This window comes from Luteibacter sp. (assembly GCF_009912395.1).
Classification (GTDB): Bacteria; Pseudomonadota; Gammaproteobacteria; order Xanthomonadales; family Rhodanobacteraceae; genus Luteibacter.
In genome coordinates this window covers 151,250-160,874 of the sequence record NZ_WNDO01000001.1, presented here as the reverse complement: position 1 = coordinate 160,874, position 9,625 = coordinate 151,250, and the positions used below count along the sequence as shown (strand labels likewise).

The window sequence follows — 9,625 nt, the reverse complement described above, 5'->3', positions numbered from 1 at the left end:
AGACAAAGATTTAGGAGCCCTCAAGGCTCCTTTTTTCTTGCCTTGCGGTCAGGCACGTATCCCGCGTCTAACACGCAACTAGCACGCAGGCCTTCCATGTATCCGTCGATCACGGCGACGGCCTGGCTGCGGAAATCGGGCCGGTACTTGGCGTAGACCTCGGTCACCCCACCATATGCCTTGTGGCCGAGGAAGCCGTCGATCTCCGCCTCCGGCACGTTCTTCGAGCGCATCTCCGTCGCCATCGTGTGGCGGATGTCCTTCGCAACGTAGTACGCCGGCAGTCTTGCCCGATCGCGCATCTTCCGCCACGCCGTCTTGAAGCTCTCGATCGGCTTCCCGCGCCAGGCCACCAGCGGGCCATCTGGCGCCTGCACGAGCCACGGCAGTAGGAATGCGCCCACGGGCACGACGGGCCGATACTTGCGCGTCTGGCGCCGCCCTGGCGGGTTGGTGTCGATGATGCGCCGATCGAAGTCCACGAAGCCCCGGCGCAGGTCGAGGATCGTCTCCGGCCGCGATGCGAGCCCGAAAGCGAGGGCCAGGTACATGCGCTCGTGCGGCAGTTCGGCAGCTCGCCACAGCGCGGCCGACTGGGCCACGGTCAGCACTGCGTCTCGCGGGGGGCCGTCCTGCCCGGGGATGACGTAGGGCACCGTGTCGACTTCTCCTTCCTTCCAGGCGCGATTCAGCGCCGCCTTTCCGACCGTCAGTATCCGCTTGACGTAGCCGTCGGAGAATCCCTTCCCCTTGAGCCATCCGATGAACTCGCGCTGGCGCTGCGGCGTCGCCTCGGCCACCATCGCGCCGGCGAAGAAGTCCGACCAGTAGCCAAGCGCCACACGTGCCATTTCAGCCGACTCGGTCAACTCGGCGTGCTGCTGGTAGTAGCGCACGAAGACCATTTCCAGGCTCGTTTCGTGGGCCTCCTGCTTGCCCACGCGGCCGTGCTTGGCGAACCACTCCCAAAGGATCAGCTTGGCCGCTTGAAGATCGTCTGTGCCAACCGATGCGCGTCGCGTTTGTCGAGTATCGGCGTCGAACCAGGTTCGGCACCACTGGTTTGAACCCGGCCTTTTGCTGAGCCAGAAGTCGCCGATTTGGCCGAGACATTCCTGCATGCTTCGCGGTACTCGTTGAGGATGCTTTCGGTGTAGCGGATCACGCGCTTACCGATCCGCATGGGATGAATCTTGCCGGCCGCGCGCTCGCGCATCAGGGTTGCCTTGCTGACGCCGAGGCGTCGCGCGGCCTCAGCTTCGTCGAACGGCGCGTGTAGGTCTTCAGCGGCGCCCATGCGGCACCTCCCCATCCCCCGCCGTGAGGGTGTCCGTCGGTTGGTCGATGTAGCGCAGTTTCCACGTCGGGTGGAACGGCATCGCATGCTTGACGCCGTCGAGCTGGATGTTCAGATTGCTGCCGGTTGCGGAGCGGATCGTGCCCATCTCCACTATGCCGCAGCCGGTGTATTCCACGCGACCGCCGCGCCGAGCAGGGACGCCGTAGTAACGCCTCACGTATTCCATGCTCATGACTGGGGCACCTCCTCAAGCGCCGCCGTGCGGGTGTCCATCGCGCATGCGTAGGCGATCGCTTCTTCCACCTCTTCGTAGAAGTGGTCCCCACCACCGAAGCCTTCGTCTACTTCGTCACCTTCCGGGGTGTAGAGGAGAACCGAGCCGGAGCCGCGCTCAACCTCGATGGTGATTTGCCAGCCTTCCGGGAGCGCCGCAGCCGCATGCTCTATGGCGCGCCCGAGGGCCACCAGATAGTGGGCGTCCTTGTTCTCAGCCACGGGGCACCTCCGGCGCGTCGGCGAGCAGTGCCTTACCCTTCGCCGTCAGCACGAAGTGCGTGCCTTCGATCAGGTTCGCAGACAGCAGCGCCGCCGTTGCCTCGCTGGTAAGGTCGAACTCGTCGCATGCCTCGGCTTCCTCGTGGAACTTGCGAAGATCGGCAAGCAGTACCTCCGGCACCGCCGCCCCGGCGCTGGGCGAGGCGGCGAGCAACGCGTCAAAGACTTTTTGGGGAAAGAACGGAGGTCCCTGTTGGGCCTCATCAAGATGCCATGCGATTACGTCGAGGATCGCCGCTGTGGGCTCAACCGGTACGAGCTTCCATCCCGGAGGCGCCGCCGCCTGGGCGCTGGACGAGGCGAGTTCAAGCAGGGAGCGACCGGCATCGGTCATTTCCCATCGAGCAGGGCTGCGTTGAACGCGACGCAGTAAACCGATGGTGGTCAACGCATCGAACCAGTCTCGGCCGATGTCCACGTCCTCGCCATCCTCCGCACATTCATCGAAGCGGCGGACAGCACTGACAACATCAGCCAAGGCGTGGGGCACGCGTGAGTAGTAGTCGATAGCATCGCGCCACGCAGCAAATTCCGGTGCGTAGACCATGAAGGCTTCCGTAACGTGCGCGGCACGCCAATCGAACCAGTTGCGCAGTTCGTTCAAAGACGCGTAATTTTTTGGCTTGCATGGCGTCAGGCGGCCGGAATCATCCAGCCCTTGGGTATCCTTGCGGACCTGACATTGAGAGGTGAGGGCGGCGCGAAGTGCATCCGCACGAACACGGCCTTGCCCCGGCTGAAACTCGCAGCACAGCCGTACTTCGTCGAGATACGTCGCCGGTGATACAAGCGGGTTTCGTTCGACGGTGACGGTAAAGCCTTCGAGCAAGCGGTGCAGGTCCGTCACCTCGGCAGGCGTGGCGACAGCCGGGCGCGCGGTGGTGATGGCTTGCTCGTATCGGAGCAGCGCCGCGTCAGCTATGTCCACGCAGCGCGAATGGCCGTCAGCATCGTAAGTTTCGCTGCTCGGGTCATCGTCGTATCGGGTGACAGTGATTTCGGCGAGCGCATCGGCGAGCATCTTCGCCGACTCCACCCCATCGCCCACCGCCTGCTCGGGCTTCGGCTGGGCGGATTCCCGCGAAAGATCGCCGATACGCAAGATCGCATCACACCCAGCCTTATGCAGCGAAAGGGCTTCTGCGTCGAGCGCGTTGGCGTCGAACAAAAGGTCTTTTAGGCCATCTATGGTCCGGCAAACCTGTCGTATATCCTGGCGATTCACCAACGGCTCGTCCCTCGGCTGCTCGGCAGGCTGGGAGGCGAGATGGGCGTCGATGGCCTTCCACCAGTCATCCATGAGCAGCACGTTCATTTCGACGTAGTAGTTCTTGCTCTCGCAGTCGCGAGGCTGGAGTTGCGCGAAGGCACGAATCTGGTCGCGCGTCCCCTCCAAGGTTTTCGTGTCAGCCATGTGCACTCTCCCCAGCCAGCCCGATGTAGGCCGCGCCGTCTTCGTAGTCGTCAGGAATGCCCGTGGGCGTGCAGCACGCGCGGGCCATTTTCAGGGTGGTCATGAACAGCCAGCCGTCGCGCTCGCTGAGCTGGTGGCCGGTCAGGGCGTTGAAGGCCGCCACGGTGTGGGCCATGCTGCGCTCGCCGCCGGGCTGGTCGCGCTGCGCCGCGCGGTCCTCGATGTGGCCGGCGGCGCGGCGGAGGATGTCTTGTGCGCTCAATGCACGCGCCTCGCGCTGGCTGATGGGCTTGGTGGTCATGCCTTGACGGCCTCCTGCTGCTTCGCCTGCTCGATGGCGGCGTTGGTCTTGAGAACGAGGGATTCGGCGGCGGCGATTGACAAGACCTGGTGGTAGCCGCCGACGAAGATGTGGACCGTGCCGGAGATGGCGCAGGCGTCCGGGCGCTCGGTGTTGGGCTTCACGGCACGTCCAGGATGGGCTGGTGGCCGTTGACCGCCATGGTCAATGCCTGAGCGGCGCGACCCGCAGCGCCGCGAGGCGCGCACACCACCGCCGTAGCGGGAGTCGGCATAGCCGTCACCGGCGCGGGATCCCGCCTGGCCGCCGAGCATCTGCAGTTCGTTGGCGATGACGTCGGTGGTGAAACGCTCGATGCCTTCGCGGTCGGTGTACTTGTCGTGGCGCAGGGAGCCCTCGACGTAGACCTGGCGACCTTTCTTCAGGTACTCGCCCGCGACCTCGGCCAGCTTCCCGAACAGCTTCACGCGGTGCCACTCGGTGCGCTCCTGCGGTTCCCCGGTCTGCTTGTCCGTCCATTTCTCGGACGTGGCGATGCTCATGGTGACCACCGCCGTGCCGGATCCCGTGTAACGCACATCCGGGTCCTGGCCGAGGTTGCCCACCAGGATCACCTTGTTGACGCCGCGTGCCATCAGACGCTCGCGGCTTCGACGGTGGTGGCGGTTTCGACGGCGATGCCGACGCCGAGCGCGTTGACGAGCTGGTCCTGACTCGCCACGTCGACGTCGTACTCATCGAGCGCGACGTGGCGCAGGGCCTGTGCCTGCGAGGTGGCGCGGACGAGCCGCGTGGTGCCGCTGGACTGGCGCTTCACGGCGTAGATTCGGGTCGGGGTCTTGCTCACGGGGATTCCTTTGCCGGCGAGCGCCGGCGCTGTTGAAGGTGGTCAGGCAGCTTTGTTCCGAAGCGCGTCTTCGTATTCATCGACGAGAAGCTTGAATGCCCACATGTCGGCCTCAAGGCTCTCGATGTAGTTGTCGTCGCGCTGGAACTCGCGCCACCAAAGCTGCTTGCCGGCGGGTCGCAGCGCGGGGCAGTAGAGGCCGATGTGCCAGGACCGGCGCCCGGTGATCCACATGCAGCCCTGCACTTGGGCGAAGATGTCGCTCGCGTCGCCGTCGATGTGGATGCTACGAAGCTTCTCCGGTGCGATGAAGCACTTGTACTCGGCGCCGCTATCCGAGCCGATCAGGCCATCGGCGCTGCATCCAAACATGCCGTCGTCGGTGGCCACGAAGCCCGCGCGCTGAACCACGAGCCCCGTTTGAATTTCGTGCTCCATGCGAGCCTCGGGCTCAAGCTCGTGCCCGCGCTGCATCTGCCACGTCTCATAGCCGTTATCCAGCGGCTCGCCGGAGATCCGCTCCACCGCCAGCCGGAACGCGTAATCCGCGGCTGCGCTCGTAGGCAGTCCCTTGTTGGGACCGGTCTTGAGCTTGGCGCGTGCCGTCTCGAACATGCTGGCGGTAATGACCCCGGCACGGGCGGCGTGCCATTCGGGCGAGCCCTGGGCGCAGGTGAAAATCTTCATGCGCTGGCCTTCTCGGCACGGGCCTTGATGGCGGCAAACTCGCGGCCCACGCGGGCACGGCTGGCCTCGGGCAGGGCGCGCCATGCCTTCATCAGTTCCTCCATGCCGTTGTCGGCGCAGGCGTAGAGGTCATCGACGATGCGGTCGCGCACCTCATCCGGCTGGCCATCATCGGCGGCAGCGGGACGTCCGCTGGCGCTGGAACCGCGCCCGTCGTCGTCCATGCCCTTCGTGGCAAGGCCCAGTGCAGCGAGCAGGGTGTAGCGCTGGAGGTAAGTAATGGTCGATCCAACCGCCTGAATGGAATTCTTGCCACCGCTGTCGTCGGCCTGCGCCGTCAGCATCGTGCGCTTGCTGTGCCCTTGGGCGTGGGTGACGACGCAGGTCACGGCGATCCAGCCGCCCTGGCGCTGCTCGGTTTCCCAAGCATGGCTCAGGCCGTGCTCGGCCATACCCGTGATTGCAGCATCGACGACATCGGCCAATTCCGCGTGGTTGTACTCGGTGACGCCCTTCGAAGTCTGGAAGCGGACACGCTTCCGCTTGTAGATGTCGATGGGCTTCGCCTTGAAGGCCGTCATCGCGGTGACGTAAGCCTTCTCGGCCTGGTTCGCCTCCCAGCGCTCCTGCAATGCCATGAGGCGTTCCAGTCGGTCGAGGTCGGCACCCTGAGCCATCGCCATGCCAAGGAGGTCGGCGGGCGTGGGCGTGGCGGAAAGGGCTTTCGTGGTCTGCTCAGCGCGTACCTCGCGTGGCTCCAGCCCGAGGGTGCCTTCGTGGATCGTGGTTGCGGTCATCGTACTCATGACGGCCTCAGTAGTTGATCGACACGGCCGGGATCGAGCCCGACGCGATCAGAGTGATGACGGCCTTGGCGACGTTCTCATCGATCCCGCCCTCAACCAGGGCAGCGAGCGCGGCGTTGTTGATCGCCTTGCGGTGTTCGCGGTCGGCGGCGCGGCGTGCGTTTTCGGCCTCGATCCGGTCGGCTTCAGCTTTGCGCTCGCGTTCGGCTCGCGCAGCTTCGTCAGCGGCGCGCTGCTCAGCTGCACGGATGGCCTCGACCCGCGCATGCTCCGCACGCTCGGCGGCGACCCGCTCGCGTTCAACGGCATCGGCACGTTCCCGGTCAGCACGCTCGCGGGCCTCCTTCGCCTCACGCTCAGCGCGGGCGATAGCTTCCTCGGCCTCCTTCTTCGCACGCTCGGCCGCTTCCTGACGGATACGCTCCTCCCGCTCGACGCGCTCGCGGGCTTCCCGCTCCGCCTTCTCGGCGGCGATCCTCTCGGCTTCGGCGCGAGCAATGGCGGCTTCGCGTTCACGGATTTCAGCCTCGCGGCGCTCGATCTCAGCCAAGCGTGCGGCTTCCGCCTCGGCACGGGCACGCGCTTCAGCTTCAGCGGCCTCGCGGGCAATGCGCTCTTGCTCCTCCTCCCAGTCGGTGAGGGGCTGTCGAATCTCACCCTTCAGCGCGTCCAAGGTGTCTCTGGCTTTCTTGCGCGCGGCATCGACCTCGGCGGACTTCGCCTTCCAGTCGGCGACGAGCGCCTTGCCGGCGTCGTCGATGACCGTCTTCGAGCGCGCGACCTTGTAAGCCAGCGACGCGATCTCCTTGCGACCCTTATCGGTGGTGACATCGGGGATGATTGTGATCGTCTCCTGACGGATGCGCGCAAGGAGGTCGTCGAGGTTGCCGGCGCCGGTGAACAGTTCGATGCCGTTGACAGATTCGACAGGGATGAGGGACGAGTCGGACATGGTGATGAATTCCTTTGCCGGGCACGCCCGGCGTGTTGTGATCGGGGCTCAGCGCGGGCAGAACGCGACGAGCAGGAGAAGGAAGGCAAGAGGGATGCCGATGCCTGCGCCCAGCGCGCGCCATTCGGCGGCGGTCATCGGGCGGCGACGGTTGGCAGAGGCGGACACCTCGGCTAGGTAGCGGTCGAAGGCGTTCATGCCTTGTCTCCTTCGCGGGCTGCGAGCATGGCGTCGGCTAATTCATAAGCCCATCTGGCTAGGTTAGGAAGATTGGTGATGCTCCAATCCTCGCGAGCGCATTCACCCTGCACTGCCTTAGCCGCGAAGTAGTCGCGGAGCGTCATGCCCTTCTTGAAATACGGTCCATCTTCGTAAGGAAACGCCGGACAATCATCGTTCTTGCTCATGCCGCTACACCCCCCGCGCGGCCCGACCGAGGCGCGCATCAGCATGTGCCAATCGCGCGACCAGCAATCGAACGGGCCGATGTAGGTCATGCGCTCGCCGTGGGCGTTCACGAGAACGCAGCGGAACATCGTGGGATTGCGTTTCACTGGTCGGTCTCCTTCGTGCCCATGGCTTCGCGACGGGCGATCTTGGAAAAGGCTTGTTCGAGGATGTGGCCTGCCTCGGCGCTGTCGCCTTCGGCAATGGCGGTCGCCACGGCGGCGTAGGTCTCGGCCGGGATGCTGGACCACTGATCGTCGATCCATGCAGCGTCGGCGGTGAGCGAGCCGATGCGCGTTTCGACGCGAGAGTGGTTGTCCACCATGGAGCGGAGAAGGGCGCTCATACCAGCCCCACCACCCGCCCAGCGGCGGCGAGAATCAGGAAGGCGGCGCAGATTAGGCGGGTCATTCGGCACCCCCTACGCGGGCGAGGGCGGCGCGAAGTCGGTACTCGGTAGCCGAGCCTGGCGCCTTCTCGCATAGGTATGCGTGAGCCTGCACCGCCGCCTCGATCAGCTCGGACACGGCGGCACGGGCTTCGATCGCGGCATTCGTTCGGCCAGCAAGTAGATGCAGATCGCCGCTGCTCGCGCCCGCATCTCGCCTTCGATTGAATTCGGACGAAGACAGCTCGATAAGTCGATCCATCACCGCCAACACATCCACCTTCTGCATCTCGGCGCTCATGCCACGCCGCCTTCGGCCTTAGCCGACTGCGCAGCGTTTTTCCGGCGAAGCGCGTCGATGCCTTCGGCGCAGATGGCGACCAGCTCGGCGTCGCCGGGCGTCAGGTCGAACTCCAGAGGTTCCGGAAGGTCGACGGGGCGGAAGTGGTCGTGGCCGGTGATGATCGGGGTGCGCATTGGGAACTCCTCAGGCCGGATAGGTGACGACGACCTGACCGCCCTCGAACGCATTTCGGCACTGCTCGCCGAGAACGCGGCGCTGGGCCGGGTCGTTATGGTTCATGTCGTATTCGCGGATCGGGGCTTCGTCGTAGACGAAAGCGTTAATCGATCCATAGACGAGGACACGGACATCCATGGCTCAGGCCTCGACCAGCGTGGCGCGCGTGCCATCGTGCAGGCGCATGCTCTGCCCGACGCGAAACAGCGTGGCCAGCGATTCAAATTCGAAGGGGGCGAAGGTCGGATGTTCGCTGGAGTGATCGGACACCACGGCTTCGTGGGCCCAGGACTCAGGGGCATTGCCGTTGAAGCTGATGGCGTAGGTGCGCATGGCTCTCTCCCTGCCGGGGTGCCCGGCGTTGGGAGTATTCAACCATGGTGTATTTCAATAGTCAAGCATGGTTGTTTAGCAAGATTGAAATTGGTTAGCGGGGCTGGTCGCGCCCGGTGAGACAAGCGGATAGGAGAATGCTCTCCAAAGGATGAGCCATGGAAACGATCTACATAGTTCAGGGGTTTGTGGCTGGTAAGCGCGGTGAGCTGACGCCAATGCAGCCGATTGCCTTCAAGACAGAGGCGGAGGCGCGATCAAGGGCCGCACGGCTTGGGCTAACGTGCGATGGGGTTATAGCTTTCGCTCAAGCCGCCGATATAGATGCTGGAGAATACAGCGATCCAATCATGATTGATTTAATCGGTACGGTGCCGAAATTGAGTTGAACAAACGCTGTGAAGTGCGTCGCGGGATTGAAAACAGCCATTTACATTGCGATATACTTCTCGCTAAGCGCACGCATGTGCAGCTCGCTAAGCACCTTCCGCAGGAGGGAGATATGAAGAACATCTTTGCAATGGTTGGCATGGTGATGCCGAAGCACTCTGAGTCAAAGAAGGGTGCCTCGCTTAGTCATAACAGCGACCCGGAGATCCTTGCCGATTTCCGTCGCTTCCATGCGAGCAAAGCCCCTACCGCCAAGGATGCGCACCGTGCTTTCGGTGGCATCAAGCTACACAAGTAAGCTTGGATGGGCCAAGCGCGCGTATTTGTCACCCATCAGTTGAAGAGTTACTGGGAATCTAAAGGCAACAAGCTAGCAACCCTAAGCAAGGCGTTTGCTGAGTGGGTTGAAAGTTCTCAGGAAGACAAAGCTAGGAGCGTGCTCTTCGGTAAGGATGGCGCATACGACGCTCCACTCATTGACGGTAAGCGCTTGCTCCGACACGTTCACTTGGTTCCACTTGTCGACAAGGACGCGGAGGCGAAGTGGTATGAGAGACTCAGGTTCGGTTCGCGGAAAACGAGCGACAGGGCTTTAGTCTATGCCAGTGATGGGTTTGGTTGCCACCTCCTAATTTACATACTCGAAGAACCAGACGCGCATCGCGTAGCAAAAATGCGTAGCCCT

19 protein-coding genes and 1 pseudogene are annotated in these 9,625 nt (G+C 63.6%); 2 read left to right on the top strand and 18 right to left on the bottom strand.

Annotated elements, in window-relative coordinates:
* Positions 1-20 precede the first annotated feature (20 nt).
* The 18 genes and pseudogenes from GAK28_RS00920 to GAK28_RS00835 form a co-directional block, all read right to left on the bottom strand.
* Positions 21-941, bottom strand: coding sequence for a tyrosine-type recombinase/integrase (locus GAK28_RS00920; RefSeq protein ID WP_291773844.1), 921 nt, complete (start codon positions 939-941; stop codon positions 21-23).
* 32 nt (positions 942-973) lie between these two features.
* On the bottom strand, positions 974-1,297 hold the full coding sequence (locus tag GAK28_RS00915) for a helix-turn-helix domain-containing protein (protein ID WP_291773842.1): 324 nt from the start codon (positions 1,295-1,297) through the stop codon (positions 974-976).
* Positions 1,284-1,532 (bottom strand): hypothetical protein, encoded by a 249-nt coding sequence (locus GAK28_RS00910; protein ID WP_291773840.1) that lies wholly within the window; start codon positions 1,530-1,532, stop codon positions 1,284-1,286. Before GAK28_RS00910 ends, GAK28_RS00915 begins: the two co-directional genes overlap by 14 nt.
* Positions 1,529-1,795, bottom strand: a complete 267-nt coding sequence (locus tag GAK28_RS00905) for a hypothetical protein (RefSeq protein ID WP_291773838.1) — start codon at positions 1,793-1,795, stop codon at positions 1,529-1,531. The genes GAK28_RS00910 and GAK28_RS00905 overlap by 4 nt, the downstream gene beginning before the upstream one ends.
* Positions 1,788-3,269 carry a hypothetical protein gene (locus GAK28_RS00900; RefSeq protein ID WP_291773836.1) on the bottom strand — a complete coding sequence of 494 codons (1,482 nt, stop codon included), beginning with the start codon at positions 3,267-3,269 and terminating at the stop codon, positions 1,788-1,790. Before GAK28_RS00900 ends, GAK28_RS00905 begins: the two co-directional genes overlap by 8 nt.
* On the bottom strand, positions 3,262-3,570 hold the full coding sequence (locus GAK28_RS00895; protein ID WP_291773834.1) for a DUF6378 domain-containing protein: 309 nt from the start codon (positions 3,568-3,570) through the stop codon (positions 3,262-3,264). Before GAK28_RS00895 ends, GAK28_RS00900 begins: the two co-directional genes overlap by 8 nt.
* Positions 3,571-3,842: 272 nt before the next feature.
* Positions 3,843-4,205, bottom strand: a pseudogene (gene ssb / locus GAK28_RS00890) (single-stranded DNA-binding protein); the annotation flags it as partial.
* Positions 4,205-4,417: a hypothetical protein gene (locus tag GAK28_RS00885; protein WP_291773832.1), complete on the bottom strand. Its 213-nt coding sequence runs from the start codon at positions 4,415-4,417 to the stop codon at positions 4,205-4,207. The pseudogene ssb and the gene GAK28_RS00885, both read right to left, overlap by 1 nt.
* A 42-nt stretch (positions 4,418-4,459) precedes the next feature.
* Positions 4,460-5,104, bottom strand: a complete 645-nt coding sequence (locus GAK28_RS00880) for a lambda exonuclease family protein (protein ID WP_291773831.1) — start codon at positions 5,102-5,104, stop codon at positions 4,460-4,462.
* The gene (locus tag GAK28_RS00875; protein ID WP_291773829.1) at positions 5,101-5,910 is read right to left on the bottom strand and encodes an ERF family protein; all 810 of its coding nucleotides are present in this window, start codon (positions 5,908-5,910) and stop codon (positions 5,101-5,103) included. Before GAK28_RS00875 ends, GAK28_RS00880 begins: the two co-directional genes overlap by 4 nt.
* A 7-nt stretch (positions 5,911-5,917) precedes the next feature.
* Positions 5,918-6,862: a hypothetical protein gene (locus GAK28_RS00870; protein ID WP_291773827.1), complete on the bottom strand. Its 945-nt coding sequence runs from the start codon at positions 6,860-6,862 to the stop codon at positions 5,918-5,920.
* Between the two features lie 48 nt (positions 6,863-6,910).
* Complete coding sequence (locus GAK28_RS00865; RefSeq protein ID WP_291773825.1) at positions 6,911-7,060, bottom strand: hypothetical protein; 150 nt, start codon at positions 7,058-7,060, stop codon at positions 6,911-6,913.
* Complete coding sequence (locus GAK28_RS00860; RefSeq protein WP_291773823.1) at positions 7,057-7,416, bottom strand: hypothetical protein; 360 nt, start codon at positions 7,414-7,416, stop codon at positions 7,057-7,059. The genes GAK28_RS00865 and GAK28_RS00860 overlap by 4 nt, the downstream gene beginning before the upstream one ends.
* Positions 7,413-7,655 carry a hypothetical protein gene (locus GAK28_RS00855; protein ID WP_291773821.1) on the bottom strand — a complete coding sequence of 81 codons (243 nt, stop codon included), beginning with the start codon at positions 7,653-7,655 and terminating at the stop codon, positions 7,413-7,415. The genes GAK28_RS00860 and GAK28_RS00855 overlap by 4 nt, the downstream gene beginning before the upstream one ends.
* Before the next feature lie 61 nt (positions 7,656-7,716).
* Positions 7,717-7,998, bottom strand: coding sequence for a hypothetical protein (locus GAK28_RS00850; protein WP_291773820.1), 282 nt, complete (start codon positions 7,996-7,998; stop codon positions 7,717-7,719).
* Entirely contained in the window at positions 7,995-8,174 is a 180-nt protein-coding gene (locus GAK28_RS00845; RefSeq protein WP_291773818.1) for a hypothetical protein, read from the bottom strand. The genes GAK28_RS00850 and GAK28_RS00845 overlap by 4 nt, the downstream gene beginning before the upstream one ends.
* A gap of 10 nt (positions 8,175-8,184) precedes the next feature.
* Positions 8,185-8,355 carry a hypothetical protein gene (locus tag GAK28_RS00840; protein ID WP_291773816.1) on the bottom strand — a complete coding sequence of 57 codons (171 nt, stop codon included), beginning with the start codon at positions 8,353-8,355 and terminating at the stop codon, positions 8,185-8,187.
* A gap of 3 nt (positions 8,356-8,358) precedes the next feature.
* Positions 8,359-8,550, bottom strand: a complete 192-nt coding sequence (locus GAK28_RS00835; RefSeq protein ID WP_291773815.1) for a hypothetical protein — start codon at positions 8,548-8,550, stop codon at positions 8,359-8,361.
* Positions 8,551-8,708: 158 nt separating this feature from the next.
* Here GAK28_RS00835 and GAK28_RS00830 point away from each other — a divergent pair, with 158 nt between their 5' ends.
* Positions 8,709-8,939 carry a hypothetical protein gene (locus GAK28_RS00830; protein WP_291773813.1) on the top strand — a complete coding sequence of 77 codons (231 nt, stop codon included), beginning with the start codon at positions 8,709-8,711 and terminating at the stop codon, positions 8,937-8,939.
* Positions 8,940-9,052: 113 nt separating this feature from the next.
* Complete coding sequence (locus GAK28_RS00825; RefSeq protein WP_291773811.1) at positions 9,053-9,238, top strand: hypothetical protein; 186 nt, start codon at positions 9,053-9,055, stop codon at positions 9,236-9,238.
* Positions 9,239-9,625: the final 387 nt, after the last annotated feature.

Coding starts and splice junctions, on each gene's coding strand:
- GAK28_RS00915 (WP_291773842.1), bottom strand. CDS start 1,297: ATGGGCGCCGCTGAAGACCTACACGCGCCGTTCGACGAAGCTGAGGCC.
- GAK28_RS00910 (WP_291773840.1), bottom strand. CDS start 1,532: ATGAGCATGGAATACGTGAGGCGTTACTACGGCGTCCCTGCTCGGCGC.
- GAK28_RS00900 (WP_291773836.1), bottom strand. CDS start 3,269: ATGGCTGACACGAAAACCTTGGAGGGGACGCGCGACCAGATTCGTGCC.
- GAK28_RS00895 (WP_291773834.1), bottom strand. CDS start 3,570: ATGACCACCAAGCCCATCAGCCAGCGCGAGGCGCGTGCATTGAGCGCA.
- GAK28_RS00880 (WP_291773831.1), bottom strand. CDS start 5,104: ATGAAGATTTTCACCTGCGCCCAGGGCTCGCCCGAATGGCACGCCGCC.
- GAK28_RS00875 (WP_291773829.1), bottom strand. CDS start 5,910: ATGAGTACGATGACCGCAACCACGATCCACGAAGGCACCCTCGGGCTG.
- GAK28_RS00870 (WP_291773827.1), bottom strand. CDS start 6,862: ATGTCCGACTCGTCCCTCATCCCTGTCGAATCTGTCAACGGCATCGAA.
- GAK28_RS00865 (WP_291773825.1), bottom strand. CDS start 7,060: ATGAACGCCTTCGACCGCTACCTAGCCGAGGTGTCCGCCTCTGCCAAC.
- GAK28_RS00855 (WP_291773821.1), bottom strand. CDS start 7,655: ATGAGCGCCCTTCTCCGCTCCATGGTGGACAACCACTCTCGCGTCGAA.
- GAK28_RS00850 (WP_291773820.1), bottom strand. CDS start 7,998: ATGAGCGCCGAGATGCAGAAGGTGGATGTGTTGGCGGTGATGGATCGA.
- GAK28_RS00845 (WP_291773818.1), bottom strand. CDS start 8,174: ATGCGCACCCCGATCATCACCGGCCACGACCACTTCCGCCCCGTCGAC.
- GAK28_RS00840 (WP_291773816.1), bottom strand. CDS start 8,355: ATGGATGTCCGTGTCCTCGTCTATGGATCGATTAACGCTTTCGTCTAC.
- GAK28_RS00835 (WP_291773815.1), bottom strand. CDS start 8,550: ATGCGCACCTACGCCATCAGCTTCAACGGCAATGCCCCTGAGTCCTGG.
- GAK28_RS00830 (WP_291773813.1), top strand. CDS start 8,709: ATGGAAACGATCTACATAGTTCAGGGGTTTGTGGCTGGTAAGCGCGGT.
- GAK28_RS00825 (WP_291773811.1), top strand. CDS start 9,053: ATGAAGAACATCTTTGCAATGGTTGGCATGGTGATGCCGAAGCACTCT.